General features: G+C 70.8%; 20 protein-coding genes and 3 pseudogenes. 13 read left to right on the plus strand and 10 right to left on the minus strand.

Annotation, left to right across the window (positions count from 1 at the left end; translation table 11 throughout):
- The first annotated feature begins 153 nt into the window (after nt 1-153).
- A complete protein-coding gene (chrA, locus tag LNW72_RS34435) occupies nt 154-1287 on the plus strand; it encodes a chromate efflux transporter (protein WP_250978956.1) in 1134 nt (377 codons plus the stop codon).
- Nucleotides 1288-1323: 36 nt separating this feature from the next.
- On the opposite strand, the gene LNW72_RS34440 is transcribed toward chrA, so the two are convergent.
- A complete protein-coding gene (locus LNW72_RS34440; RefSeq protein WP_250978957.1) occupies nt 1324-2190 on the minus strand; it encodes a DNA-formamidopyrimidine glycosylase family protein in 867 nt (288 codons plus the stop codon).
- Between the two features lie 142 nt (nt 2191-2332).
- On the minus strand, nt 2333-3124 hold the full coding sequence (locus LNW72_RS34445) for a serine protease (protein ID WP_250980424.1): 792 nt from the start codon (nt 3122-3124) through the stop codon (nt 2333-2335).
- Between the two features lie 319 nt (nt 3125-3443).
- Between LNW72_RS34445 and LNW72_RS34450 the strand changes: the two genes are divergently transcribed.
- Entirely contained in the window at nt 3444-5663 is a 2220-nt protein-coding gene (locus LNW72_RS34450) for an NADP-dependent isocitrate dehydrogenase (protein ID WP_250978958.1), read from the plus strand.
- A 72-nt stretch (nt 5664-5735) separates the two neighbouring features.
- Here the strand turns inward: LNW72_RS34450 and LNW72_RS34455 are convergent.
- The 5 genes and pseudogenes from LNW72_RS34455 to LNW72_RS34470 form a co-directional block, all read right to left on the minus strand.
- Nucleotides 5736-6122, minus strand: a pseudogene (locus LNW72_RS34455) (NAD(P)-dependent oxidoreductase); the annotation flags it as partial.
- A 36-nt stretch (nt 6123-6158) separates the two neighbouring features.
- Nucleotides 6159-6272: pseudogene (locus LNW72_RS41385) on the minus strand (LysR family transcriptional regulator); the annotation flags it as partial.
- Between the two features lie 38 nt (nt 6273-6310).
- Nucleotides 6311-6886, minus strand: a complete 576-nt coding sequence (locus LNW72_RS34460) for a YetF domain-containing protein (protein ID WP_250978959.1) — start codon at nt 6884-6886, stop codon at nt 6311-6313.
- A gap of 116 nt (nt 6887-7002) precedes the next feature.
- A complete protein-coding gene (locus LNW72_RS34465; RefSeq protein WP_250980425.1) occupies nt 7003-7452 on the minus strand; it encodes an RICIN domain-containing protein in 450 nt (149 codons plus the stop codon).
- A pseudogene (locus LNW72_RS34470) lies at nt 7450-9899 on the minus strand (glycoside hydrolase N-terminal domain-containing protein); the annotation flags it as partial. The pseudogene LNW72_RS34470 and the gene LNW72_RS34465, both read right to left, overlap by 3 nt.
- 324 nt (nt 9900-10223) lie before the next feature.
- On the opposite strand from LNW72_RS34470, the gene LNW72_RS34475 reads away from it, so the two are divergent.
- The 10 genes from LNW72_RS34475 to LNW72_RS34520 all read left to right on the plus strand — a co-directional run bounded on the left by LNW72_RS34475 (nt 10224) and on the right by LNW72_RS34520 (nt 21685).
- Nucleotides 10224-10823, plus strand: a complete 600-nt coding sequence (locus LNW72_RS34475) for an acyltransferase (protein WP_250978960.1) — start codon at nt 10224-10226, stop codon at nt 10821-10823.
- Nucleotides 10824-11396: 573 nt separating this feature from the next.
- Complete coding sequence (locus LNW72_RS34480; RefSeq protein ID WP_250978961.1) at nt 11397-12572, plus strand: hypothetical protein; 1176 nt, start codon at nt 11397-11399, stop codon at nt 12570-12572.
- Nucleotides 12569-13336, plus strand: a complete 768-nt coding sequence (locus tag LNW72_RS34485) for a WecB/TagA/CpsF family glycosyltransferase (protein ID WP_250978962.1) — start codon at nt 12569-12571, stop codon at nt 13334-13336. Before LNW72_RS34480 ends, LNW72_RS34485 begins: the two co-directional genes overlap by 4 nt.
- Nucleotides 13336-14595: a nucleotide sugar dehydrogenase gene (locus LNW72_RS34490; RefSeq protein ID WP_250978963.1), complete on the plus strand. Its 1260-nt coding sequence runs from the start codon at nt 13336-13338 to the stop codon at nt 14593-14595. The genes LNW72_RS34485 and LNW72_RS34490 overlap by 1 nt, the downstream gene beginning before the upstream one ends.
- 4 nt (nt 14596-14599) lie before the next feature.
- The gene (wecB, locus tag LNW72_RS34495; protein ID WP_250978964.1) at nt 14600-15724 is read left to right on the plus strand and encodes a non-hydrolyzing UDP-N-acetylglucosamine 2-epimerase; all 1125 of its coding nucleotides are present in this window, start codon (nt 14600-14602) and stop codon (nt 15722-15724) included.
- A 199-nt stretch (nt 15725-15923) separates the two neighbouring features.
- Nucleotides 15924-16805 (plus strand): chain length determinant protein, encoded by an 882-nt coding sequence (locus tag LNW72_RS34500; protein WP_250978965.1) that lies wholly within the window; start codon nt 15924-15926, stop codon nt 16803-16805.
- 39 nt (nt 16806-16844) lie between these two features.
- Complete coding sequence (locus LNW72_RS34505) at nt 16845-18434, plus strand: lipopolysaccharide biosynthesis protein (protein WP_250978966.1); 1590 nt, start codon at nt 16845-16847, stop codon at nt 18432-18434.
- A 329-nt stretch (nt 18435-18763) separates the two neighbouring features.
- Nucleotides 18764-19654: a hypothetical protein gene (locus LNW72_RS34510; RefSeq protein WP_250978967.1), complete on the plus strand. Its 891-nt coding sequence runs from the start codon at nt 18764-18766 to the stop codon at nt 19652-19654.
- Nucleotide 19655: 1 nt separating this feature from the next.
- Nucleotides 19656-20867, plus strand: coding sequence for an acyltransferase (locus LNW72_RS34515; RefSeq protein WP_250978968.1), 1212 nt, complete (start codon nt 19656-19658; stop codon nt 20865-20867).
- Nucleotides 20864-21685: a glycosyltransferase family 2 protein gene (locus LNW72_RS34520; protein WP_250978969.1), complete on the plus strand. Its 822-nt coding sequence runs from the start codon at nt 20864-20866 to the stop codon at nt 21683-21685. The genes LNW72_RS34515 and LNW72_RS34520 overlap by 4 nt, the downstream gene beginning before the upstream one ends.
- Nucleotides 21686-21697: 12 nt before the next feature.
- Here the strand turns inward: LNW72_RS34520 and LNW72_RS34525 are convergent, their stop codons facing one another.
- Together LNW72_RS34525 and LNW72_RS34530 are read right to left on the minus strand one after the other, a co-directional pair.
- Nucleotides 21698-22654 (minus strand): glycosyltransferase family 2 protein, encoded by a 957-nt coding sequence (locus tag LNW72_RS34525; RefSeq protein WP_250978970.1) that lies wholly within the window; start codon nt 22652-22654, stop codon nt 21698-21700.
- Entirely contained in the window at nt 22654-24708 is a 2055-nt protein-coding gene (locus LNW72_RS34530) for an O-antigen ligase family protein (RefSeq protein WP_250978971.1), read from the minus strand. Before LNW72_RS34530 ends, LNW72_RS34525 begins: the two co-directional genes overlap by 1 nt.
- A 158-nt stretch (nt 24709-24866) precedes the next feature.
- On the opposite strand from LNW72_RS34530, the gene LNW72_RS34535 reads away from it, so the two are divergent.
- Nucleotides 24867-25550 carry a hypothetical protein gene (locus LNW72_RS34535; protein ID WP_250978972.1) on the plus strand — a complete coding sequence of 228 codons (684 nt, stop codon included), beginning with the start codon at nt 24867-24869 and terminating at the stop codon, nt 25548-25550.
- 38 nt (nt 25551-25588) lie between these two features.
- Here LNW72_RS34535 and LNW72_RS34540 read toward each other — a convergent pair whose 3' ends face one another.
- The gene (locus LNW72_RS34540; protein ID WP_250978973.1) at nt 25589-26635 is read right to left on the minus strand and encodes a glycosyltransferase; all 1047 of its coding nucleotides are present in this window, start codon (nt 26633-26635) and stop codon (nt 25589-25591) included.
- Nucleotides 26636-26665: the final 30 nt, after the last annotated feature.

Raw genomic sequence — 26665 nt, forward strand, 5'->3', positions numbered from 1 at the left:
CGCGCGGAAGTGCGGCACCTCGACGTCACCGGGGTCCTATAGGGTCACGGCGCCGTACGAGCCGATGACGTGAGGAACGAGCGACGAGTGAGGGCGGACCGGAGCGCGGACCGGAGCGCGGACCGGAGCACGGGTACGGGCCAGGTGGGGCTGGTGACGATCGCGCGGGAGTGGGGTCGGATCGGCTGTATCGGCTTCGGCGGACCACCGACCCACATCTCTCTCCTGCGGCAGTTGTGTGTGGAGCGCCGCGACTGGATCCCGGCGGAGGAGTTCGAGGATTCCATCACCGCGACGAACCTGCTGCCGGGCCCGGCCTCCACGCAGCTGGCGATTCTCACCGCCTGGCGCCTGCGCGGCCTGCCCGGCGCGCTGGTCGGCGGCCTGAGTTTCATCCTGCCGGGCCTCGCGCTGATCCTGGCCCTGGCTGCGCTGTTCCTGTCCGGGAACCCGCCGCTGTGGGTGCGCGGGGCGGCCGCCGGGGCTGGTTCCGCCGTCGCCGCCGTTGCCGTGCATGCGGCCTGGTCGTTGGCTCCCGGCAGCTGGAAGCGTGCCGGGAAGGCACGTTCCGCCCGTGCCCGCTGGCTCGGGTACGCGCTGGCGGGTGCGGCCGCTGCCGCTCTGACCGGGCCATGGCTCGTGCTGGTCCTGCTCGCGGCGGGTCTGGTGGAGATCGCCGTACGCGCCCGCGACCGACGCATCGGCCCACGTGTCGCGTCGTGGCCGGTAGCGGCTGCCGCTCCGGTGCTCGGCGGGGGAATGCTGACGCTGGCCTGGGTGGCGCTCAAGGTGGGAGCCCTGTCGTACGGCGGAGGGTTCGTCATCATTCCGCTGATGCAGGCGGACGCCGTCGACCACTACCACTGGATGACCGACGGCCAGTTCCTCAACGCCGTCGCCCTCGGCCAGATCACCCCGGGCCCGGTCGTGCAGACCGTCGCCGTGGTCGGGTACGCGGCCGGTGGAGGGTGGGGTGGTCTGCTGGCCGCCGCGGTGGCGTTCGCCCCGTCGTTCCTGTTCGTGATCCTCGGCGGGCGGCATTTCGACGCCCTGCGTTCCAGCGAGCGGGTGCAGGCGTTCTTCACCGGCGCCGGTCCCGCCGTGATCGGGGCCATCGCCGGATCCGCGATCCCGCTCTCCCTGGCCCTGCGGAACGGCTGGCAGTACGCCGTGCTGGCGGCCGCCGCCCTCTGGCTGCTCGCTGCCCGGCGCGGAGTGGTCAGCGCCCTGCTGGGAGCGGGAACGCTCGGTGTGGCGGCGGCGCTGGCCGGCTGGCCATGGGGCTGACCACCATCGGTGCCTCAGCAGCGTTCCCTGCGGCCGCTATTTCAGCAGCCGGGACATCCGCCGGTCCGCGAGGGGTTTGCCGCCGGTCTGGCAGGTGGGGCAGTACTGCAGCGCGGAATCGCTGAAGGACACCTCGCGGATGGTGTCGCCGCAGACCGGGCAGGGTTCGCCCTTCCGCCCATGGACCCGGAGCCCGCTCTTCTTCTCGCTCTTGAGATCGCGCAGGGCGAGTCCGCCGGACCGTTCGATCGCGTCGGCGAGGTTCGATCCGATCGCCGCGTAGATCCGGGCCACCTCGTCTTCGGAGAGATTGGCCGCGAGTTTGAACGGCGACATCTTGGCAGTGTGCAGGATCTCGTCGGAGTAGGCGTTGCCGATCCCGGCGATCGTGCTCTGGTCGCGGAGGAGGCCCTTGATCTGGCGGCGGTCGTCCTTCAGCAGCCCGGCGAAGACCTCCGGGGTGAAGGCCGCCGAGAGGGGGTCGGGCCCGAGCCGCGCGATGCCCGGTACGTCCTGCGGATCCCGTACGACGTAGACCGCGAGGTGCTTCTTGGTGCCGGCCTCGGTGACGTCGAACCCGGCACCGTCGGGTTCGGTGAGCCGTACCCGCAGCGCGAGCGGGCCCTTGCCGGGGCGCGGCGGCTCCGCCGGCAGGGCGTCGTTCCAGCGCACCCAGCCGGCGCGGGCGAGATGGATGACCAGATGCAGGTCCCCGGCCTGGAGGTCGAGGAACTTCCCGTGCCGGGTCACGCTCTCGAAGACGAGGCCTTCGAGCGCGTTCGGCGGCGGGTCGTAGGTCTTGAGCGCGTGGACGGCGAGCGGGTACACCCGCGCGACGGAACGGCCGACGACGTGTTCGGCCAGGAAGCGGGTGAGGGACTCGACCTCCGGCAGTTCTGGCATGTCCTCAGTCTGCCCCGGCGCGGACCGATCGGCCGGATACGGCGAGCCGCACCCCAGGCGGCCCCGGCGAGCCGGGCCGGGGAACGCAGGTGCCGCCCGCGCGTGGCTTCGCGCGGGCGGCGGACCGTACGTGGGGGGATGCTCAGAGGCCGGCGGCGGCGCTCTGGATTGCGGAGGCGAAGGTGCTCACCTCGGTGTAGACGCCCGGGTACCCGGCTCGCGCGCAGCCTTCGCCCCAGCTGACGATGCCGACCTGGATCCACTGGTTGTTGTTGTCCTTGCGGAACATCGGACCGCCGGAGTCGCCCTGGCAGGTGTCGACGCCGCCCTGGGAGAGGCCGGCGCAGATCTCCTCGCCGGGTATCAGGTCGCCGCCGTAGGAGCTGCTGCAGGACGCGTCGCTGACGAACGGGACCTTGGCCTTGTAGAGGTAGCGCTGCTGGCCGCCGCCCTCGCTTCTGGCGCCCCAGCCCGCGATGTCGAACGTGCCGGAGTTGTACGCGGTCGTGCCGGCGATGTTCAGGGTCGGCAGGTTGATGGGCTTGGCGAGTTTGATCAGCGCCCAGTCCTTCCCGCTGCCGTTGTAGCCGGGGGCCTGCAGCACCCGGGTGGACTTGACCTTGATGGCGCTGCCGCTCTGCAGGTCGACGACGCCCGCCGTGGCGGTGATGGACGTGTTGGCGCCGCTGCCGTTCACGCAGTGCGCGGCAGTGAGGACGATCTGCTGGGTGTACAGCGCGCCGCCGCAGCCCATGGACAGCCGGACCATCCAGGGGAACTCGCCCTGCGCCGCGCGGGTGCCACCGACGACGGACGGCCCGGGCTCCGGGCTGGGGGCGGTCGCCTGGGCGCTGAGGGGCTGCAGGCTGAAGACGGCGAGGGTGATCGCGCCGAGCGCCGCGTACCTTTTGAGGGGCTTCAGGCCGCGCTGCAGGCCGAGTGGCTTCAGGAAGTTCTTCACCGTTCTTCCTCTCGTGTGGGGGAAGGCACGTAGCGACAGGTGCATGACAACTTTGAATCCGGAAGGCACCGCAGGACTTCCGGTTCGGGTGGGGGATGCCGCAAGAGTGCCGGTGTGAGTGTGCTGGCGGAGCGAACCCTGCGGCAAGTGCGCCTTTTCGGCCACGGACGTCCGGTCCCGGAAGCCGCCACGGCGGGCGCGCCGCCGCCCGACGCCGGGGGTCGGTTTCAGGTAGCGGCGCTCACGAGATATCTTGATGTCGAGACGTTTGTCGACGTGAAGCGGAGTACTGGTGACTGACTCGACCATTATCTATACGCACACTGACGAGGCCCCGGCCTTGGCGACGTATTCGCTCCTGCCGGTGATCCAGGCCTATGCCTCGACCGCGGGCGTCCGCGTCGAGACCCGCGACATCTCGCTCAGCGGCCGCATCATCGCCAGCTTCCCCGAGCGTCTCGCGGAGAACCAGCGTGTCGACGACGCGCTCGCCGAGCTCGGCAAGCTGGCCAAGACCCCAGAAGCCAACATCGTCAAGCTGCCGAACATCTCGGCCTCGATCCCGCAGCTCAAGGCGGCCATCGCCGAGCTGCAGTCGATCGGCTACGCGCTGCCGGACTACCCGGACGACCCGAAGACCGACGAGGACCGGGACGTCCGCGCCCGCTACGACAAGGTCAAGGGCAGCGCCGTCAACCCGGTGCTCCGCGAGGGCAACTCCGACCGCCGCGCACCCGCGTCCGTCAAGAACTACGCCAAGGCGCACCCGCACCGCATGGGCGCGTGGACGGCCGACTCGAAGACGAACGTCGCGCACATGACCGCCGACGACTTCCGCTCCACCGAGAAGTCCACGGTCATCGCCGCGGACGGTTCGCTGCGCATCGAGCTCGTGGGCGACGACGGCAGCACCACGGTGCTGCGCGAGTCGGTACCCGTGCTCGCCGGCGAGGTCGTGGACGCGTCCGTCATGCGGGTCGCCGCGCTGCGTGAGTTCTTCACCGCGCAGGTCGCCCGGGCCAAGGCCGAGGGCGTGCTGTTCTCGGTGCACCTGAAGGCCACGATGATGAAGGTCTCCGACCCGATCATCTTCGGCCACGTCGTGCGGGCCTTCTTCCCGAAGACGTTCGCCGAGTACGGCCAGACCCTGGCCGCGGCCGGCCTGAGCCCGAACGACGGGCTCGGCGGCATCCTCAAGGGCCTGGAGTCGCTGCCCGAGGGCGCGAAGATCAAGGCGTCCTTCGAGGCCGAGATCGCCGAGGGCCCCGAGCTGGCCATGGTGGACTCCGACCGGGGCATCACCAACCTGCACGTCCCGAGCGATGTCATCGTCGACGCCTCGATGCCGGCCATGATCCGCACCTCCGGCCACATGTGGGGCCCGGACGGCTCGGAGGCCGACACCCTCGCCGTCATCCCCGACAGCAGCTACGCCGGCATCTACCAGGTCGTCATCGACGACTGCCGCGCGCACGGCGCCTACGACCCGGCGACCATGGGCTCCGTCCCGAACGTCGGCCTGATGGCGCAGGCGGCGGAGGAGTACGGCAGCCACGACAAGACCTTCGAGATCCCGGCCACCGGCACCGTCCGGGTCGTCGACACCGACGGCAACGCCGTACTCGAGCAGACGGTCGGCGCGGGCGACGTGTTCCGCATGTGCCAGACCAAGGACGTGCCGATCCGCGACTGGGTGAAGCTCGCCGTGACGCGGGCCCGCGCCACCGGCAACCCGACGGTGTTCTGGCTCGACGAGGGCCGCGCGCACGACGCCAACCTGATCGCCAAGGTCAAGGCGTACCTGCCCGAGCACGACACCGACGGGCTGCAGATCGAGATCAAGACCCCGGAGCAGGCGACGGCGTTCTCCCTGGAGCGCATCCGCCGCGGCGAGGACACCATCTCGGTCACCGGCAACGTGCTGCGCGACTACCTGACGGACCTCTTCCCGATCCTGGAGCTCGGCACGAGCGCCAAGATGCTCTCCGTCGTCCCGCTGATCAACGGCGGCGGCCTGTTCGAGACGGGCGCCGGCGGCTCCGCCCCCAAGCACGTCCAGCAGCTGCTCAAGGAGAACTACCTCCGCTGGGACAGCCTGGGTGAGTTCCTCGCCCTCGCGGTCAGCTTCGAGCACCTGGCGCAGACCACGGGCAACGCGCGCGCCCAGGTCCTCGCCGACACCCTCGACCGGGCGACCGGCACGTTCCTCAACGAGGACAAGTCGCCGAGCCGCAAGCTGGGTGGCATCGACAACCGCGGCAGCCACTTCTACCTGGCGCTGTACTGGGCGCAGGAGCTGGCGAAGCAGACCGACGACGCGCAGCTGGCCGGCGCGTTCGCGGGTCTGGCCACGACGCTGGCCGAGCAGGAGCGGACCATCGTCGACGAGCTCATCGCCGTCCAGGGCTCACCGACCGACATCGGCAGCTACTACCGTCCCGACGACGCCAAGGCCTCGGCCGTGATGCGTCCGTCGAAGACGTTCAACGACGCCATCGCGACCCTCGGCTGACGAGCGACGCACGGCGGGGCCCGCCGGCCCGGGAGCGATCCCGGGCCGGCGGGCCTTCGTGTTTCCCGGGCCTCAGCGGGCGGCGGGCGTGCTGGTGGAGTAGGAGTGGGCGCCCGTTCCGGCCAGCGCTCCCTTGTCGACGATGAGGTACTCGTCGCGGATGGGCGCACCGGAGAACCAGGACTCGAGGATCTCGCGGGTCCCCGCGGCGTACCGGGCCTGGGCGGCGAGCGTGGAGCCGGAGATGTGCGGGGTCATGCCGTGGTGGGGCATGGTGCGCCAGGGGTGGTCGGGCCCCGCGGGCTGCGGGTACCAGACGTCACCGGCGTACCCCGCGAGCTGTCCGCCGCGCAGCGCGCGGTCGACCGCGTCCCGGTCGCAGATCCTGGCGCGGGCGGTGTTGATCAGATAGGCGCCGCGCTTCATGGCGCCGATCAGCTTCTCGTCGAAGAGCCGGTGTAGTGCAGCCGTACGTCATGCTCCAGCCGGCGTATCCCGGCGTATCCCGGCGGACAACGACGGCTGGCACACGTAGCAGGCCGCCGCCGCGCGGGCGAAGTGCCGCTCCCGCGCCGGCGCGACGAGGTACTCCAATTGACGCAGCAGCATGGCCTCATGGTGCCCTGACGGGACGTCAAAGACACGACCTACGAGGGCCGGCCCGCGGCGAGGTCCTTGAGCAGGTTCTCGATCGCCGTCAGGCGGGCCTGCAGCGCCTCGACGTCACCGCGGGTGGCGTTCTGCTCGGCGGGCTTGAGGGTGATGATCAGATGGCCGTCCGGTTCCAGCCGGCCCGAGGCCACATCCGCGATGGCCTCGCCGTTCTGCATCCGGACCGCGTGCTCGATCTCGGCGGACCTCAGCGCCAGATCGCGCATGGCCTGCGGCACGAGCTCGCCGTCCTCGATGACGGTGGTCGGGGTTCCTTCCAGCAGCCGTTCCGCGCGGGGGTCGCCGGCCAGCCAGCGGTTCACCGCGGAGTTGACGGCGATCAGGGTGAACGCGCCGATCACCCCGCCGAGCAGGCTGTTGTCCGCCCCGATGATGGCGTTCTGCACGACGTTGGACAGCAGGAAGATCACGACGAAGTCGAAGGTGTTCAGGTTCGCCAGGCCCCGTTTTCCGGCCAGCCGGAACAGGATCAGGATCAGGGCGTAGACCAGGACGGTGCGGACGATCTTCTCCGCGATCGGCACCTGAACGGACATCAGGTCATGCCACACGACAACTCCTCAGGGACGGTGACGCTCGCCAGGACCCGCCGGCCCGGCAACGCAGAGGGTCACGCTACGCGCCGGCGGTCCGGCGCACGGGTCACCCCCGTGCGCCGCGCCGCCGCTCACACGGCCGTCCGCCGCCACTGCTGGCTCGTGCTGCCGGTGTCGGTCTGCTGCACGACGGCCGCCAGATCGGCGGTGGAGTCACCGGCCACTCCGAGGAGCTTGCCGCTGCGCAGACTCACGATCTTGACGTAGCCGCCGCCCGCGTCGGCCAGCGTCCACTGCTGGTTGGTGCTGCCCGACGGGGTCCACTGGATGATGGTGGCGCCGTCGGCCGTCGACCCGCCGTTGACGTCCATCGCCAGTCCGGAGTGGACATTGGTGATCCGGAACCGCTCACTGCCGGCGGCGCCCGTTCCGGTGAACGTCCACTGCTGGTTCGTTCCGCCGTGCGCGCCGTACTGGATGAGCGCCGTACCGGTGGAGGTGGAGCCGCCGGGTACGTCGATGGCCTTGCCACTGCGGCGGTTGACCAGGGTGAAGACGGTCGGCGCGGGGGTGGGGACCAGGGTGGTGGTGCCGCCGGGGGAGAGCGTGACGTCCTGGCTCCAGGCGCCGGCCCGGACGGTCGTCCGGGTGCCGCCCACGCTGTGCAGCGTGATCGACGTGACCTGGCCCGCGCTCCAGGCGAACCCGACGGTGAAGCCGCCGCGGACGCCGATACCGGTGACGCTGCCCGCGGCCGCCCAGGCGCCGGGCAGCGCGGGAAGCAGCTCGACGGTGCCGGGCCGGGACTGGACCAGCATCTCGATCATGGCGCTCGGCGTACCGAAGTTGGCGTCGATCTGGAAGGTGGACCGGGAGCCCATGCTGTACATGTCGAACATGTTGGCCGCCGCACCGTTGCTGTGGCCGACCGACGGCTTCAGCACGGTGAGCACCAGCTGGTAGGCCTTGTCGGCGTTGCGCAGCCGCGCCCAGCACAGCGCCCGCCAGGCGCAGGCCCAGCCGAAGCTCTCCATGCCGCGGGCGGTGAGCAGGTTGGTGACGCCGGTGAGCAGTGCGGCCGGGCTGGTGGCGGGGTTGACGCGGTCGCCGGGGAACAGGCCGATCAGCGGGGAGAGATGGCGGTGGGCCGTCTCCCCGAGGTTGTCGTTGCTCATCCACTCCTCCAGCCAGCCCGTGGTGGCACTGACCTGTGGCAGGTACAGCCGGCTCTGCAGCCCGGCGACGGTGGCGGCGTACGCGCCGTCCCGGCCCAGGGCGGCGCAGGCGGTGCGGTAGTTCTCGAAGAGCTGCCAGACGAGCTCCTGCGCGTACGTGATCCCCTTCGCGTTGGTCGGCCCCTGCTCGGGTGACCAGTCGCTGTCGTCGATGAGCACCTGGCGGGAGGCCCCGGTGGCCGGGTCGGTGACGGTGGTGGTGATCAGCCGCGCCTCCCAGAACTCGCAGGCGCCCTTGAGCAGCGGGTAGATCCTGGCCAGATAGCCGGCGTCCTGGGTGTACTCGTAGTGCTCGAACAGCGAGTTGCCGATCCAGGCGTTGCCGGCCGGATGCCACCACCATCCGAGCCCGCCCCAGACGTTGGTGGAGATGGCGGTGGTCCAGCCGGCGATCCTGCCGTTGCTGTTGCGGAAGCCGTTGCGGGAGTCGTTGAACAGCGTCCGGGTACGGTCCTGCCAGTACGGCAGCTGCCCGAGGCAGTACTCCGCGAACGCCTCGAAGCAGCCGGCGAGGCCCGCCCGGTCGGCCAGCCAGTAGTTCATCTGGACGTTGATGTCGGTGTGGTAGTCGCCCATCCAGTCCGGATCGTTGCGGTCCAGCCACAGGCCCTGGAGGTTCAGCGGAACGCTGCCGCGCGAACCGGTGATCATCAGATAGCGGCCGAACTGCAGGTAGGAGGCCTCCAGCTCCGGGTCGGGGGCGGCGGCGGAAGCGGCGCGGGCGGTGAGCCGGGCGCCGGTGTCCAGCGCCCGCTGCGCGGCCGAGGACGTGCCGAGGCTGACCGTCATCGAGGTGAACAACGTCTGGTAGTCGGTCGTGTGGGTGGCCAGCAGCGCGGCGCCGCCGAGCCCGGCGGCGGTGGCGGCACGGGTGGCCGCGATGGCCTTCGGATCGGCGGACGGGTCCTTGAACCCGGCGGCGGTGGGAGAATAGTTGGTGCCGCCACTGATGACGAGCAGCACCTCGGTACACCCGGAGAACGTCACGTCGGAGCCGGCCGCGGAGAGCGTTCCACCGGTTCCGGTGGCCCGTACGGCGGTGGCGTACTTCAGGCCATTGGCGAGCGTGCCGGCGAACGACGCGGTGGCCGCCACGCTGTCGGCGGTGACGGCCTCGCCGCGGGTCCCGTTCAGCGTCAGACCGCCGGTGTACGAGCCGCCGCCGCTCTGCGTCAGCCGCACCACGATCACCTCGTCGGGGTGGCTGGAGTACACCTCACGGCGGTACGTGACGCCGCCGAGCCGGTAGGTGGTGGTGACGAGCCCGTTGCTGAGGTCGAGCCGGCGCCGGTAGTCGGTCACCGCAGGGGGGTGTGCGCCGGGAGGTTCAGGAAGGCCTTGGCCAGCAGCCCGAAGGTGCCGAAATCGCCGGTGCCGTAGGGGAACTGTCCGTCGGAGCCCAGGGACGCGTTCGGGCCGCCCGTCCACAGGGTGGCGTCGGAGAGGTAGAGGAAGTCCCGCGAGGGATGGCCGCCGACCATCGCGCCGAGCCGGCCGTTGCCGATGGGCAGGCCCTGTTCCATGATCGTGGCCTCGCTCGCCGGAGCCGGGTACCACAGCGCCACGGCATCGGCCTCGGGCACCAGCGACGCCGCGGACGGGCGGACGATGGCCGGATCCGCGTGCGCGGTGAACCGCGGCAGCCCGGCGAGGGCCAGAATCGCACCGGCCGAGCCGCCGAGGAATGCGCGGCGGGACGGCGACGAACCTTCCGCGGTGCGTTCAGGACCTTCGGGGCCTTCGGGACGTTCGGAGTGTTCGGCGCGGTGCTGAGGGTCGAGAGATCGGGACATTGAGGTTCCCTTCCTGGGACACACCGGACAGGTTCGGTCCCCGCCCATCAAGTCATCGGAGGTTTGACGCCGTAGTCTCCCGTTCCGGCGCTCGGGCATGTCAAGACCCGTGACGTCGGCAACCCGGGAGTCCAGCAGCTCCGTCGAAGAGTCCAAGCCACCGTTCCGGCGTCGGCGGTGGCCCTGGCCGGATCCGGTCCCGAATGCGGTCCCGAAGGCGATTCCGTGAACAGTCCGTTGACTGACGGGGGCTGATCTCTTCACAGCCCCTATGCTCGACCTGCACAACTTGTGCACCCTCGCCCGCCGTTAGGGGACAGCGCCGTGAGTGTCAGGATTCAACCCACCTCCCAGGTCGACGACACGGCCGAACTCGGCGACGGGACCACCGTCTGGGATCTGGCGCAGATCCGTGAGCAGGCCCGGCTCGGTCGCAGTTGCATCGTGGGCCGGGGTGCCTACGTCGGTCCGGGAGTCCGGATCGGCGACAACGTGAAGCTGCAGAACTACGCACTGGTCTACGAGCCGGCGGTGCTCGGCGACGGCGTCTTCGTCGGCCCGGCCGTCGTGCTCACCAACGACTTCTATCCGCGTTCGGTGGATCCGGAGGGCAAGCAGAAACGTGGCGGGGACTGGGAGCCCGTCGGTGTGGAGGTCTCGGAAGGCGCCTCGCTGGGCGCCCGTTCGGTGTGTGTGGCACCGGTGCGGGTCGGCCGCTGGGCACTGGTCGCGGCGGGGGCCGTGGTCACCCGGGACGTACCGGACTTCGCCCTGGTGGCGGGGGTGCCGGCGCGACGGATCGGCTGGGTCGGCCGGGCCGGGGTCAAGCTGCTGGAGCGCGACGGCGAGCCGGGCGTCTGGGAGTGTCCCAGCACCGGCGTGCTGCACGACGAGAAGGACGGCGCGCTCTTCGAGCGTGGCTGACGAGGCACACAGAGGTTGAGCGGCGCCATTTCCTCAAAACGCCGATCAGCGAACATCCGTAGGCATACCGTGTGTATGTACGCGCGAGCTGAGCACGCAACAAGCGGTGCGCAGTGGGGGTTTGTACGCGGTGGGGGCACCTGTGGCAGTTGGGTCGAAGTGAGAACCGCTTCGACGGATGCTGCCTGTTCAGGCGTGGCTGATTCCGACACGTGGTCGGAAGGGCACGCAGGTAGTGCGACGTTCGAGCGGCGCACGGCATCGGGGGGCGATGCCGTGGGGCCGACCCGGGCGGCGTCACGCACGGCCCTCTCCGCGGAGCGAGAACCGCAAGTCTGAACCAGGAGAGACCAGAGGGGGGGTAGGTGTGCCAGAGCCGCACCGCTCGGACATACGTGGTCCGCGCAGACGTCTCGCCGACGCACCCGATTCGCCGGGTGTGCACAGCGGGCGCCGTCGGGAGGACCGACGGCCTGATCAACGGCATGAACGTTTCATCCGCACCGAACCGATCATCCGCACCGAACCGACCGTGCAACACCCCGCGATGTGTGTGATCGGGGTGAGGGTGCGATGACCACGGATCGACTGGGAGCACTGGCGGCCGCGGACCAGCCGCTGCACGCCCTCGCCGAACGCCTCCTCGCGGTGGCCGAGGCGGGACTGCCCGGGATGTACCTCCCCGGCAGCGACACCTTCGTCTTCACCAGGGCGGGAACCGCCGCTCCCGACGGCTCCTGGCACCTGGAGCAGCGCGGGACGAGCACCCGGTACGCGGCGATCACCGCGCTGGGCGCCAGGTTCCTGCCCGAGGACCGGCAGCGCGCCGTCCTCGGCGGGCACACCGCCGAGGAGTTCACCGGACTGCTGGTCCAGCGGCTGCCCGCGGTGCGGAACCTCGGGGACGCGGCGCTCATCGCCTGGGCCGCCGCCGAGACCGGCCACCCGAAACTGTCGGACGCGCTCGAACGGGTCGCCGCACTCGACGAGCCCGGCCGGCCCCAGTACACGGTCGAGGCGGCCTGGGTGCTGTCCGCCCTGGCGGCCGCCCGCGGCACGGTGGACGTCGAGAGCCGGCTCACCGCCGCCCGTGACCGGCTGCTGCGCGCCAGGATCGGCAACAGCCCGCTGTTCCCGCACGCCACCGGACCCGGCCTGGTGCCCTGGTACCGGTCGCATGTGGCGTGCTTCGCCGACCAGACCTACCCGTTGCAGGCGCTGGCCCGCGCCCATGCGAGCGGTGACGACCCGGAGGCGCTCGCCGCGTCCGACGCGTGCGCCACCCGTATCTGCGCACTGCAGGGCGACGGCGGCCAGTGGTGGTGGCACTACGACGCGCGCCGGGCGGGTGTCGTGGAGGGGTATCCCGTCTACAGCGTCCACCAGCACGCGATGGCCCCGACCGCGCTGTTCGACCTCGCCGACGCGGGAGGCACCGATTTCGCCGCGGCGATCCGCAGCGGGCTGCGCTGGATGACGGAGGTACCGGAGCTGACCCGGTCCGCCGGAGCCGGCGCCGTCCCCGAGCCGTTGATCCTCGACGAGCTCGGGGTCACCTGGCGCAAGGTCTACCGCGGCGACCCGAAGAAGGCCGTCCGCGCCGCCCGCGGGCTCACCACCCGCGTCGCTCCGACGGCACGGCTCACACCGCTCGACCGGGTGTTCCGCCCGGCCTCGGTGGACCGCGAGTGCCGCCCGTACGAGTTCGGCTGGATGCTGTTCGCATGGCTCGGGGGAGCGCAGAGATGAAGCGGCAGATCTTGTTCGGCGTCGCACTGGACGCCATGACGATGGATGAGACCGTTCAGCGCTGCCTCGAAGCGGTGCGGAACAGCGAACAGCTCGAAATAGGGATGGTCAACGCCGCGAAGCTGGTGAACATGCGGCGCGATCCCCAACTCGCCCACGCGGTGGCCGGCTGCGACCTCGTCCTCGCCGACGGACAGGCGGTGGTCTGGGCCGGCAAGGTGCTGCGGGCACCGCTGCCGGAGCGGGTGGCGGGCATCGACCTGTTCATGCGCCTGCTCGCGGCGGCCGAGAAGGCGGACATGTCCGTCTACTTCCTCGGCGCCAAGGAGGAGGTGCTCCAGATGATGCTGCGGCAGGTCGGTCTGCGCTTCCCCGCCCTGCGGGTGGCCGGCAGCCGCAACGGCTACTTCGCCGACTCCGAGCAGGAGGCCGTCGCCGACGCGATCGCCGACAGCGGCGCACAGCTGCTGTTCCTCGGGATGACGTCGCCCAAGAAGGAGATCTTCACCGCCGGCTACGGCAAGCGGACCGACGCCCATGTCGTGCACGGCGTCGGCGGCTCCTTCGACATCCTGGCCGGCATCACCAAGCGAGCGCCCGAGGTCTGGCAGCGGATGGGCCTCGAGTGGTTCTACCGGACGCTGCAGGAACCGCGGCGGCTCGGCAAGCGCTACTTCACCACCAACGCTCTCTTCCTCGCCATGACGGCGCGGGAGCTCATCCACCGCACACCGGCAACCGGTTTCGCGAACAGGAGATACTGATGCGCGTCGTCGTGGTGGGACAGGGATATGTCGGGCTGCCACTGGCCGTTCGGGCCGCGGAGGTCGGTCACGAGGTGATCGGCTACGACGTGGCAACCCAGCGGGTCAAGAGCCTGGCGGCGGGGGAGTCCTACGTCGAGGACGTCTCCTCCGAGCGGCTGCGCGCCGTCACGGCGAGCGGTGCGTACCGGGCGAGCGAGTCGGCCCGGGACTGCGGCGGCTTCGACGTCGCCGTGGTGACCGTGCCGACCCCGTTGCACGAAGGTGTGCCGGACCTGCGCTACATCGAGGAGTCGGCGCGCACGCTGGCCCGCTATCTGCGCCCCGGGGCGACGGTCGTCCTGGAGTCGACCACCTATCCGGGCACCACCCAGGAGCTGTTCGGACCGCTCCTGGAGGACGGTTCGGGAATGACCGCCGGAGCCGACTTCCATCTCGGCTACAGCCCGGAGCGCATCGACCCCGGAAACCCCGTCTGGGGCTTCCAGCAGACGCCGAAGGTGGTCTCGGGAGTCGACGCGGCGTCCCTGAAGGCCGTGCAGAGCTTCTATGACGACCTGGTCGACACGACGGTGCCGGTCGGCTCGCCGAAGGAGGCCGAACTGGCCAAGCTGCTGGAGAACACCTTCCGGCATGTGAACATCGCGCTGGTCAACGAGATAGCGATGTTCGCGCGCCACCTCGACATCGACGTCTGGCAGGCCATCGAAGCGGCGTCCAGCAAGCCGTTCGGCTTCATGAAGTTCACCCCGGGACCCGGCGTCGGCGGCCACTGCCTGCCGATCGACCCCTCGTACCTGTCCTGGCGGGTACAGCGTGAGCTCGGCCAGAGCTTCCGCTTCGTCGAGCTGGCGAACGACATCAACAGCCACATGCCCGACTACGTGACGCGCCGGATCATCGACGTCCTCAACACCAAGCGCCGCTCGGTGAACGGCTCGCGCGTCCTGCTGCTCGGACTGGCCTACAAGAAGAACACCGGCGACGCCCGTGAGTCGCCGGCGCTGCGGATCTCCCAGCTGCTGCTCAACATGGGCGCCAAGGTCAGGGCGGCGGACCCGCACGTGGTGGAGAGCATGGCGGTCGACACCCGGCTCGTCCGGGTCGAGCCGACCCAGAAGGAGCTGGCGGCGGCCGATGTGGTCGTCCTGCTCACCGACCACGACTCCTTCGACTACGACCTCGTCACGGAGCACGCCTCCTTCGTCCTGGACTGCCGTCGCAAGCTGTCCGCCGGACCCACGATCGAGGTGCTCTGACCCGATGAGGATCATCTGCGTCGCCGGAGCGCGACCCAACTACATGAAGATCAAACCGGTGATGGACGCCCTGGAGCGCCGGGGCGCCGAGGTGGTTCTCGTCCACACCGGACAGCACTACGACGAGTCCATGAACGAGGTGTTCTTCCGCGACCTCGGGATCCGGCCCCCCGACCGCTTCCTCGGCGTCGGCTCGGGCACGCACGCCGAGCAGACCGGACGGGTGATGGCGGCCTTCGAGCCGCTGCTCGACGAGGTGGCACCGGACGCGGTGGTGGTGGTCGGGGACATCAACTCCACCCTCGCCTGCGCCCTGGTGACCGCGAAGGCCGGCCCGCTGCTGGCCCATGTCGAGGCCGGGCTGCGCAGCCGCGACTGGAGCATGCCGGAGGAGGTCAACCGCGTCGCCACCGACCGGGTCAGCGACTATCTGCTGGCCCCGTCGCCCGACGCCGCGGTGAACCTGCGCGCCGAGGGGTACCGGGACGACCAGATCCATGTCGTCGGCAACGTCATGATCGACACCCTGCTCGCCAACCTGGAACGGGCCAGGAAGTCGGACGTCCTGGAGCGGTACGGGCTCACCCGGGGCGAGTACGGCCTGGTCACCCTGCACCGGCCGGCCAACGTGGACGACCCGGAGTCGCTCACCGGGCTGCTCAAGGCGCTCGGCGAGATCGCCGGCCGCTGTCCGCTGCTGCTGCCCGTGCACCCGCGGGCGGCCGGGCGGCTGGCCGAACTGGGCGTGCCCGGCGGGATCCGGCTGGTGCCGGCGGCCGGGTACCTCGACTTCATCGCCCTGCAGGACTCCGCCCGTGTCGTCCTGACCGACTCGGGCGGCATCCAGGAGGAGACCACCGCGCTGGGCGTGCCGTGCGTGACCCTGCGGGACAACACGGAACGCCCGATCACCGTCGAGCAGGGCACCAACGTGCTGGCGGGCCGGGATCCCGAGCGGATCGTCGCCACGGTGAACCGGGTGCTCGACAACCCGCCCGCGGCCCGCTGCCCGGAGCTGTGGGACGGGCACGCCAGCGACCGCATCGCCGAGGTCCTGCTGGGAGGGGGCGGCGCGAGCGGCCGGCTGAGACCCACCGACCTGCGGGTGCAGGACGACCCGGGCAACTAGGTACGGTCCGGACGGGAGTCGGGCGGCCGGTGGGACGGCCGCCCGAAGTGGGGCCGGAACAGGCCGCACCCGGTCCGGATGCACCATATGCTCGATCACAGTCGGCACGGGGGCGGGCCGGCGACCGGAACAGATACGACAGTGCCGCGGCCGCCGCGGCGCGCGATACCCACGAACGTGGGCCGCGAGGGGGAACACCATGGATCTCGCAGAGATCTGCCGGGTCATGCGCAGGCGTTGGTACGTGCTGCTGCCCGGACTGCTGCTCACCGCAGCTCTGACGGCCGGTGTGTATCTGATGGTGCCGGTCACGTACCAGTCGCAGAGCACGGTGGCGCTCCTCAACTCGCAGAAGGCCACCGTCGCCTTCGACGGCAACCCCTTCCTGAGCACGCAGACCTCGCTCACGGGGATGGCGGACAGCCTCGCCCGCAATCTGAACTCCGATGCCTCGATCGTGGACCTCAGGGCGCAGGGCCTCACCGGGGTCTACCAGGCGAAGATCGCCGACAACGCGCAGGGCCCGCTCATGTGGCTCACGGTGACGGGTACCGACCCGGCGAGCGTTCTGGAGTCGGACAAGATCCTGACGACGTACGCCGAGGCCCGGTTGAAGCAGTTCCAGACGGAGCAGTCGGTGGCTCCGAACGCCATGATCCGTATGACGACGGTCGTGCCCCCGCAGAACCCGGTGGCCGAGACCAAGAAGCGGCTGCAATACCTGATCATGGCCGGCCTGCTGGGGTTCGTGTCCAGCATGGTGGCCGCGTTCTACGTCGAGGCCCGGCGGCGGCCGCGGCCCGCCTCGCAGCCGGTGGTCGCGAGCGTGCCGGCCGTCGAGGACGGGACGGACGAGCAGCCGGCGGCACCGCCGGTCGCAGGTCCCGTTCCGCCGGCCGCCGTTCAGCCGGCGGCGCCGCAACCGGCCGCGGTCCAGAAGACGGCGGCGGGGGAGCCGGCCGGACAGCCCGCGGCACCATCCACGGCAACACCGACGGTCCGGCCGGCTCCCCGGTGGTCGAAGCCCGTCGAGGAGTCCGACTCCGAAGCAACCGAGACAGAAGCGCATCGGTTTGTGTGACCCGCGCATCCTGCGAGCCGCTCGACAAGGAGTCGTCTCATGGAGAGGGCACGCGTAACGGCCACCACGGCCGGCGAAACGCCCGGTACGACCGGCATATCCGTCCCCCCGGTGCTCGACGGGGCCGGGCCCGGCACGGAATCCGCCCTCGGGCCGGCAGCCGACCTGGAAACGGCCCCGGCCCCGCCGTCGCTGGGCCAGAAGGTCAGGTCGGCCGCCCGGTGGAGCCTGATCAACACCGTCGTCATGCGACTGGGCAACTTCGCGACGGGGATCATCCTGGCGCGCTTCGTCCTGGGGCCGGCGGCGTGGGGCGTGTACGGCATCGCCCAGACGGTGCTGCTGGTCCTGCTGTCCGCGAACGAACTCGGCGTCGGGCTGGCCATCGTGCGCTGGGAGGGCGACGCCCGCCGGTTCGCGCCGACCGTGCTGACCCTCAGCGCGATCTCCAGCTGTGTGCTGTACGTGGCGCTGTTCACCGCCGCCCCGACCGTGGCGCGGCTGCTGGGCTCGCCCGAAGCCTCGGGCGTGCTGCGGGTGATGTGCATCTGTGTGGTGCTCGACGGGCTGTCGCAGGTGCCCGCAGGCTTCCTCACCCGTGAGTTCGCCCAGGGCAAACGGATGGTCATCGACGCGCTCAACTTCGTGCTGAGCACCGCGGTGACCCTGCTGCTGGCCTTCGAGGGCTGGGGCGCGATGAGCTTCGCCTGGGGAGCGGTGGTGGGGAACGTCGCGGCCCTGATCGGCTGCTGTCTGGCCGCCCCGGGGACGCTGAGGTTCGGCTGGGACCCGGAGCAGGCGCGGGCGCTGCTCCGGTTCGGGCTGCCGCTCGCCGGGGCCAGCATGCTGGCCCTCGGCGTGGTCAACGTGGACACGATGGTGGTCGGCTCGACCACCGGCAAGGTGGCGCTGGGCTTCTACGTGCTCGCGTTCAACATGTCGGGCTGGCCCGTGCGGATCATCTCCGAGGCGGCGCGCCGGGTCTCCTTCGCCGGGTTCTCCCGGCTGGCCGACTCGCCACAGGCGCTCGCCCAGGGGTTCAGCCGCGCGCTGGGCGTCCTGATCACCGGCACGGTCCCGCTGTGCGTGCTGCTGGGGGTCCTCGCGGGCCCGATCGTCGGACTCGTCTACGGGGACCAGTGGCTTCCCGCCGCGAAGGCACTGCCCTGGCTGATGGTGCTCGGACTGGTGCGCATCGGCTGCGAGCTCGCGTACGACTGCCTGGTCGCCATCGGACAGCGCCGTTCGCTGATCATGGTGCAGGGCCTGTGGCTGGTCGCCCTCATCCCGGTACTGATCTTCGCCGGCCGCGCCGAGGGCATCGTCGGGGTCGCGCAGGGCCATGTCCTGGTCGCGGGCGGCCTCGTGGTGCCGGTGTTCCTCTTCGCGCTCAGCCGGGGAGGCATCAGCCTGCGGTCGATCGGCCGGGCCTGCGCCTGGCCCTTCCTCGGCGGGGGCGTGATGGCCGCGGTCATCCTCGGCCTGGAGCGGGGCATCGGCGACAGCAAGCCCGCCCTCTTCGCCATCGGCACCGCCGCGCTGCTCAGCTACATCGTGTGCGTACTGCCCAGCCGCGACTTCCTGCGTGGCACCCGGCCCAGCGGCGGCCGGCACCGGAAGATCGCGTGAACCGATGAACCACCCGACGACATGCACCAGGGCAACTGGCCCGGCACCGTGTACCGACGAGAGACCACGAGGTGGGCCACATGCTCCGAAGACGAAGCCGCATAGTGCTCTTTTTACTGGCGGGGGTCCTGCTGGCAGGCGTCCTGACCGTGTTTCTGGCGACCCGCTCCAGCACCGGTGAGCACTCGGTCGCGGACTGCCCGGACAGTGCGTTGACGTGTCCAGGAGGGTCGCCTCCCCCCGATGACGCCGCCCCGCCCACGCCCACGCCCGGCAGCAGCACGACCGTGCCCGGAGCCGGCAGCGGCACGCCCGTACCCCTCCCGACGGTGCATCCCCCCACCACCGGGGGCGCGAGCACCGGCACCGGGAAGTTCCCGGCATCAGGGCCGTGCGCGTCGCCCACCGCCTGTGGCTTCCCCGACGCGACCACCACCGGGCCGCGCATCGCCCTCAAGCCGCACAACACCGGCGCGCTGAGCATCACCAAGGACGGCACGGTGATCCGCGGCTGGGACATCACCGGCTCGCTCGACATCTACGCCAACAACGTCACGATCATCGACAGCCGGATCACCTCCACCAACTGGTGGGGTGTGAACCTCCGCCCGAAGTTCAGCGGCCTGCGGGTGCTGCACTCGACCATCACCGGGATCCCCGGCAAGGGACCGGACAACGGCGGCGAGGACTACGGGGTCTCCAACATGGGCGGCAGCTCCATCGAGGTGGGATGGTGCGACATCTCGGTGTTCAGCAACTCGCTGTCCATGGGGCAGGGAAACCTGCACGACAACTACGTGCACGGCCTCGTCCCGTTCATCAACTCGTCCGGCCAGTGGGCCCACACCGATGCCGTGATCAGCGACGGCGCAGGCTCCGCCCCGCTGATCGTCCGGCACAACACCCTGCTGAACCCGGTCGGCGTCGAGAAGGGCGGGACCGCGAGCATCGGTCTGTACGACGACACCGGCGCGGTCCTGAGCACCGTCGTGGACAACAACTGGCTGGCCGGCGGCTCCTACGCGCTGTACGGCGGGGGCGCCGGCGCCAAGGGGATCCAGGTCATCAACAACGTCTTCTCGTCGGAGTACCACCCCGGCAGCGGCCACTACGGTGCGGTCGCGCACTGGAACACCGGCGGGTCGGGGAACGTCTGGAGCGGGAACCGGATGTCGGACGGCACTCCGGTCGTGCCCGCAGCAGGACCTACTGGGGGATGACATGACCGAGGCCGTGCCTGACGCCGGCCGGCTGACGCCGCGGTCCATCGCGGTGCCGCCGACCACGGAACCGACCGCGGCGCCGACCGCGGATACCCCGGAGCGGGGGCGGCTGCCCTCGCTCACCGGGTTGCGGTTCGCCGCGGCGTTCCTGGTGTTCGGGTTCCATCTGCAGGTCGCCCACCTCTTCCCGGCCGGGTCCAGCGGCGACCTGCTGCTGGGCCGGGTGTTCGGGCACGGCGCGATCGGCGTGTCCTTCTTCTTCATCCTCAGCGGCTTCGTGCTGACCTGGTCCGCCAGGCCGGGGGAGCGGGCCCGCCGGAGCTGGCGCAAACGTGCCGCGAAGATCTACCCGAACCACCTGATCACCGCGCTCGCCGCGCTGGTCGCCGTGGCCGGGGGAGCGGCATCGGCCACCGGCGGCGGCTCCCCGGGCGTCGTCGTCCCGAACCTGCTGCTCGTCCAGTCCTGGAGCCGCGACCCGGACGTCTACTTCGGGCTCAACACCGTCTCCTGGTCGCTCTCCTGCGAGGCCTTCTTCTACCTGCTCTTCCCCTGGCTGCTGCGCGGGCTGACCCGGCTGGGCCCGCGGGCGCTGTGGCCGCTGGCGGCCGGGCTGACCGTGCTGACCTGCTGCCTCCCGCTGGTCACGGCGGGCTGGTCGGAGCCGACCGCGTACTGGTTCCTCTACGTCCTGCCGGCCACCCGGATCAGCGAGTTCTGCCTCGGCATGGTGCTCGCCCGGATCGTCCGTACCGGGCAGTGGATCCGCTTCCCGATCTGGGCCGCCGGCCTGCTCCTGGTCGCCGCGTATGTGTCGGTCGGCTATCTTCCGGTGCGCTTCGGCTACGTCGCGGCCACCGTCGTACCGTTGGCGCTGCTGATCCCGGCGCTCGCCACCGCCGACCTCGCGGGGCGGCGCACGCTGTGGTCGACCCGCCGGGCGGTCTGGCTGGGCGAGGTCTCCTTCGCCTTCTACATGGTGCACCAACTCGTCATCCGCTTCGCGAGCAAGGCCCTGCACGTCCCGGCGGCGGGCGCCCCCGACTGGGGGGTGGCGCAGGTGATCGCGGTGGAACTGGCCATGCTGGCCGGCTCCCTGTGCGCTGCCGCGCTGCTGTGGCGGATCGTCGAGCGGCCGCTCCACCTGCTGCTGAGCGGCGGCTCCGGGCGACGCCGCGGACACCACGCACGTCCCGGAACGGCGACATGAGAGAGGAAACGATGCGTCGTATCGCCCGCGCCCCCTGGGAACTGCTCAAGTGGGCCTTCGGCTGGCTGGTGCTCTTCGAGACCAGGAACAAGCTCGTGCTGGCGCCCTCCGCCCTGCGGCTGCGCCGCTTCGAGACCGCCGAGACGGCTCGGCTGGCGGCTGTCCTGGGTCAGGTCCCCGAAGCGCTGGTCGCGACCGTGATCGCCACCCACCGGCGTCCGGAGGCACTGCTCGAAGCGGTACGTTCCGCGCTGGACCAGACCGTACGGGACCACGTCGTCATCGTCGTGGACGACTGCGCGGGGCTGCCGGAACTGCCCGACGACCCGCGGCTGTTCGCGGTGTCGCTGTCCCGGAACACCGCCACCGCGGGTATCGTCCGCAATGTCGGGATCCGGCTGACCCGCTCGCGGTACGTCGCCTTCCTGGACGACGACAACCTGTGGGAGCCGGACCACCTGGAGCAGGCGCTGGCGGTGCTGGAGGCGCCCGGCGGACCCGACGGCGTCTACACCGCGCTGCGCCGCGTCCTGCCCGACGGGACCGAGATGGACATCCTGTCGGTGCCCTTCGACCGCCGCAGGTCGGCCCGGGAATCCTTCCTGGACACCAACGCCTTCGTGGCCCGCCGCAACGGCTCGCTGCACTTCAGCCGGCTGCGCCGGACCCCCGAGGTGCTGCCGCGGGAGGACTGGGAGCTCATCCGCCGCTACAGCAGACGGCATGAGGTGCGGCATGTGCCGTGCCCCACCGTCCGGTACCTGGTGAACCCGGCGAGCTTCTACACGGCGTGGGAGGGCTCGGTGCCGCCTGCCTAGGGCTGTCCGGCCTCAGGGCCCGGGAGTCGCGCGCAGTGCGGACGAACTGAGCAGGGCGGCCGCGGCGGCCCTGCTCGCGGGCCGGCCGAGCGCTGCCCGCGAGGTCTCCCGCAGCAGGACCGCCGCCCGGAAGGCGGTGGTCGCCAGCGGTCCGTGCCGGCGCCCGTAGAGCCGGACGCGGTTGAGCGTCAGCAGGGTCCACAGGCGCGGCGAGACCTGGGAGTCGCCGCCGAGGTGCATCGCACTGGCCGCGGGTTCCAGCCGGGTCGCATAGCCGTGGTCCCCGGCCCGCAGGCAGTACTCGGTCTCCTCGGAGTAGAGGAAGAACGACTCGTCCCACGCACCGCAGGTGTCCAGGCAGTCCTTCGACAGCGCCATCAGGGCCCCGGTCGCCCAGTCGGCCCGGGTCGGGCCCTCGTACGCGGCGGGGTCGGTGACCATTTCGCTCCAGCGCGGGAAGCGGCCGGCCCTGCGGTTGCCCACGACCGCCTCGCCGAGCGCCCGGGTCACGCTCGACTCGCGGCGCAGCGACTGCAGGGGCGCACCGTCCTCCTCCTCGTACAGCAGGGGCACGCTGATGCCGACGCGGTCGCCGTCGGGCAGCTCGCTGCCGAGCGCGTCGACCAGCACCTTGGCGCAGCCCGGCCGCATGCGGATGTCGGGGTTGCACACCAGCGCGGCACGGAAGCCGCCGTCCCACTGCGCGGCGGCGCCCAGCGCCGCGTTCACACCGGCCGCGTATCCGGCGTTGCGGCCGGTCTGGACGACGGTGGCGTCGGGGGCGAGGGCGCTCAGTACGGCCACGGTGTCGTCGGCCGAGTCGTTGTCGGCGACGACGAGCCGCCAGTCGAGACCGGCCATGCCTGCCGGGAGCGAGGCGATGAACTCCGGGAGCACCGCGGCGCTGTTCCAGGTGACGACAAGGACGGCGACAGGGCCGGTGCCCTCGGCCGCGTTCTTGGGGGGCATCAGGACTCCACGAGTTGGGATTCGGCTTCGCGCCGGACGGGCGCGGCGGTCCTCGGTTCGGTTGCGGACGGGGTCACGGGCGGGGCGGCGGGCACGTCGGCCGCCCGGGCTTCCGCGTCGCGCCGGATGAAGCCCAGGTAGCTGCCGCCGGCGCCGAGGGTCAGGAAGAAGATTCCGGCGAACATGGGGAAGCCGAGGGCGTCGAACGTCGCACTGATGACGAGGGCGACCACGGCCGAGGCGAAGAACGCCTGCCCCAGCTCGCGGTCGGACTCGGTACGGGCGAGGCGGCGGATGGCGCCCCCGTTGTGGATCCCGGCGATGAACAGGGTCAGGAGCGCGACCAGCCCCAGGGCGCCCATCTCGGCCAGGGTCATCATGTACTGGTTGTCCGTGAAGAAGTAGAGGTCGGGCATGAACGTCCCGAAGCCGCGTCCGAACAGCGGACGTTCGGTGAGATAGGGAACGATCGCGCTGTACTTCACGGTGCGGGCCTGGGTGCTGCTGTCGGAGTTGTTCAGGAACGTCGCGAACAGGGTGGTGATGGTCCCGATCAGCCCGGGGATGATCACCTTGAAGCAGGCGACCGACCCGATCAGCAGGCCGATCGCGCTCCAGCGCCGTTGCGGTGTCCAGCGGGGCATCATGATGAGGGCGACCAGCAGGGCGCCGATGATGGACGTCCTCGACACCGTCAGCGGCAGGGCGCCGCCCATGATCGCGACGGGCCCCCAGCGGCGGAACACGCTGAGGTGCTTGCGCACCGGATCGAAAGCCTGATGGATGGCGAACGGGACGAGGATGGCCAGCATCCCGCCGAACTCCAGTGGCTGCGCGGTGGTGGAGCGCGGCCGGGTGAAGGAGCCGCGGTCCATGGCGGTGATCTGGGCGACGCTCGTGTTCAGGCCGGGGACGTTGATGTGGTCGGCGATGTTGGTCGCGGTGAAGAAGTCGTAGTAGCCGATCGCGGCCACCACGGTTCCCATCACGATGACCCGGCGCATCAGGACGTCGAGGCGGTCGCGGGTCTGGATTCCGGCGGAGACCAGGACCACCAGGGACACCCACACCAGGAGCCCGATGAGTCCCCGGTCGGCGGCCAGGATCTCCTTGTGCGAACTGCTGCGGCCCGCGTTCGCGAGGTAGGACATCAACACCGCGACGGTGAGCAGGCACATCGCCACCCGCGGCAGCCGGGTGCCCGGGGCCGGGCGGATCCGGCCGGTGAGCCAGGCCGCCAGGTACCAGAAGAGCCCGAGCAGGGCGAAGACGTTGGCGGGGGTGCCGACGCCGCCGAGCGCGGGCAGCGCGAGGTCCGAGGGGATGAAGAGGGCCAGCGCCATGTACCCGGTGAGGATCGCGGTGGCGTCCAGCCGCCGGCCCCAAAGGCCCCTGGGAACCCGCTTGGCGGGCCAGGGGTCGATGTCCGATCCCGCGATCCTGCGGCGGCGGGTCAACGCGATGCTCTCGGTCACGAAGGACAGCGCGAACGCGGCGGCGACGCCGATGATGATGACGCCCATGACCTGCTGGTACCGGCTCTTGAGCTGCGAGACCGGTACCTGCGGCAGTACGACGGGCGTGGTCTGGACGAAGTACGCCGGCGAGACCTTGGCCTCGGTCTGGAGGGCCTTGAGCGCTTCGCCGGCGAAGTCCGTGATGGTGGTGGTCTCGTTGAGCACCTTCGCCCGGTCGGTGCCCGTGACGGTCAGGGTGATGAGCGGTCCTGAGGTGTTCGCCGCGAAGGCGACCGTGTACGGGTCCGTGACACCGCGGGTGCTCAGGTCGCGCGCCGAGTCGGACGAGGCCAGGGTGCGGATCAGGACGTCCGCCGTGACGATCAGCGAACCGCCGGCGTTCGATATGGGGTTGCCGAAGGTCGGAGCCAGTTTGGCGACTCCCCTGGAGTCGAGCAGGGCGACGGAACTCTGCGACTGGTAGGCCACCGGGACCGTCCGGTTCAGGTACAGGCCCGCGAAGAGACTGAGCAGGGTGATCGGCACCATGAAGTACCAGCGCCTGCGCAGCACGGCACAGATCTCACTGAGGCTCATGAACCCACCCCCGGCACCCCTGCGCGGCGCCGGTCGGTCCGGGGCCCCGGCCAGCATAGGTCGTACCGGCGCGGGCACCGTGCCGTCCGCGGGGTGCCCGATTCGGTGGCGGCTTCCCCGGTGAACTGCGAGTATCGGTCCTGACGGAAGGAAGTCCCGTGTCGCCTGGCGAGCTCGTCCGTGCGCTGCTCCGCCGCTGGTACGTACTCGTACTGGCGGTGCTGCTCACCGCTGCCGGCGCCTATCAGGTACTCCGGCCCGCCCAGTCGTATCTGAGCTCGGCGGTCGTCGTGCTCAAGCCGCCGGTGACCGACAACCAGCCGAACCAGCTCGCGAATCTGCAGCCGCCGCTCGCCGCCGTCTCCTACGCGATCATCCAGCAGATGGAATCGTCCGCGGGCGAGGCCGAACTGGCCGCCGCCGGCGTGCACGGCACGTACAAACTGATTCCGCGCAACAGCGGCACCAGTGCCACTCCGCGTTATCTGATCCCCTCGTTGCAGGTCCAGGCGGAACAGCCGGAGCTGATCGCCGCGGACGCGGCGGTGCGGCAGATCATCGAGGTCTACACCAAGCACCTGCAGGACATGCAGTCGGCGCAGGGGATCCCGTCCGCGTCGCGGATGAGCGTGGACCTCCTGGTGCCGCCCAGCGCCGCCGCGGAACTCGGCACCAAGAGCCGCGGGCTCGCCGGGGTGGCGCTGCTGGGCGCCGTCGGCGGGGTGCTGGCCGCCCTGTGGACCGACCAGTTCCTGAACCGCAGGCGGCTGCGCCGCGGCGCGGACACCGCCCGGCCGCGTCCGGCCGAGGACCGGATCCAGGCGGTTCCGCTGCCCCGCTGAGGCAGCCGGGAACCGGCGTCGGCGGACCATCAGGACCATCAGATGCCCCGGCGCTTCCAGGACTGCCACCAGAGCCACTCACGGCCGCGGTCGGCCACCGCCGACAGCACCAGGGGCTGCAGATACGGCATCGTCCGCGCGCCGATCCGCTGCCGCCGGCGCAGCGCCCGGTACTCGGGCAGCTTCTCGTAACCCGGCAGGCACTCACCGGCGAACGCCACGAGTTCATCGACGGGAACCACATCGGTACGCCCGCGGTCGTAGGCCCGGTAGGCGCGGCGCAGCGCGAAGCGGGCGAGCCGGGTGTGCACCGCGGCCGACAGCCGGTCGGCCCGTGGCAGCAGGTCGGCGCACTTGTCGAGCACCGCGTCGAAGGCGACCAGACGCTGGCGGAGGTCGTCGAGCTGTCCGCCGAAGTCCGTGGTGGACATGTTGTTGCCGTGCACTCGGTAGAAGGCCTGGTCGGCGCCCTGGATGTAGCCGACGTCGGCGTGCGCCGCGAGCCGCATCCACATCTCGATGTCGCCCGCGTGCGGGAGCGCCGGATCGTAGCCGCCCACCTTGCGCTGCAGGCTGGTCCTGACGACCACCTCGGGCGAGGTGATGCAGCCGGTGGCCTCCTGGAAGCGCCGCTCCAGCCACCACTGCCCGGGGTAGACGACGGAACCGGTGCTCCGGGTGCGGGCCTTGGGCAGCGGGCCGCCGTGCTGGAAGCGCAGCGGTCTGCCGTAGCAGAATCCGGCCTCCGGATGGGCGTCCAGCAGCGCTGCCGCGCGCACCAGCGCCCCGGGGACCAGCCGGTCGTCCGCCGAGAGCAGGACGACGTAGTCGCCGTCGGCCCACTCCAGCAGGCCCTCGTTGTAGGTGGCGATGTGCCCCTTGTTCTTCTCGTGGACCCGGACCTCGATCCGCGGGTCGGCGGCCGCCAGCGCGTGCGCGGCCTGCGCGGAGTCGTCGGGCGAGGCATCGTCGATGATCAGCACCCGGACATCGAGGCCCTCCTGCTCGTCCAGCACGCTGCGCACGCAGTCGGCCAGGAAATGGCCGTACTTGTAGCAGGGGATCACGACGCTGACGGTGCTCATCGTTAGGAAGCCAATCCCCGGTCGGCCTCG

It is taken from the genome of Streptomyces sp. RKAG293, from assembly GCF_023701745.1.
In the GTDB taxonomy this organism is placed as follows: Bacteria; Actinomycetota; Actinomycetes; order Streptomycetales; family Streptomycetaceae; genus Actinacidiphila.

Excerpts from the sequence above, each read along its gene's own strand:
- LNW72_RS34440 (WP_250978957.1), bottom strand. The coding sequence starts at position 2,190 with ATGCCAGAACTGCCGGAGGTCGAGTCCCTCACCCGCTTCCTGGCCGAA.
- LNW72_RS34480 (WP_250978961.1), top strand. The coding sequence starts at position 11,397 with ATGACCACGGATCGACTGGGAGCACTGGCGGCCGCGGACCAGCCGCTG.
- LNW72_RS34485 (WP_250978962.1), top strand. The coding sequence starts at position 12,569 with ATGAAGCGGCAGATCTTGTTCGGCGTCGCACTGGACGCCATGACGATG.
- LNW72_RS34490 (WP_250978963.1), top strand. The coding sequence starts at position 13,336 with ATGCGCGTCGTCGTGGTGGGACAGGGATATGTCGGGCTGCCACTGGCC.
- wecB (WP_250978964.1), top strand. The coding sequence starts at position 14,600 with ATGAGGATCATCTGCGTCGCCGGAGCGCGACCCAACTACATGAAGATC.
- LNW72_RS34500 (WP_250978965.1), top strand. The coding sequence starts at position 15,924 with ATGGATCTCGCAGAGATCTGCCGGGTCATGCGCAGGCGTTGGTACGTG.
- LNW72_RS34505 (WP_250978966.1), top strand. The coding sequence starts at position 16,845 with ATGGAGAGGGCACGCGTAACGGCCACCACGGCCGGCGAAACGCCCGGT.
- LNW72_RS34515 (WP_250978968.1), top strand. The coding sequence starts at position 19,656 with ATGACCGAGGCCGTGCCTGACGCCGGCCGGCTGACGCCGCGGTCCATC.
- LNW72_RS34520 (WP_250978969.1), top strand. The coding sequence starts at position 20,864 with ATGAGAGAGGAAACGATGCGTCGTATCGCCCGCGCCCCCTGGGAACTG.
- LNW72_RS34525 (WP_250978970.1), bottom strand. The coding sequence starts at position 22,654 with ATGCCCCCCAAGAACGCGGCCGAGGGCACCGGCCCTGTCGCCGTCCTT.
- LNW72_RS34530 (WP_250978971.1), bottom strand. The coding sequence starts at position 24,708 with ATGAGCCTCAGTGAGATCTGTGCCGTGCTGCGCAGGCGCTGGTACTTC.
- LNW72_RS34540 (WP_250978973.1), bottom strand. The coding sequence starts at position 26,635 with ATGAGCACCGTCAGCGTCGTGATCCCCTGCTACAAGTACGGCCATTTC.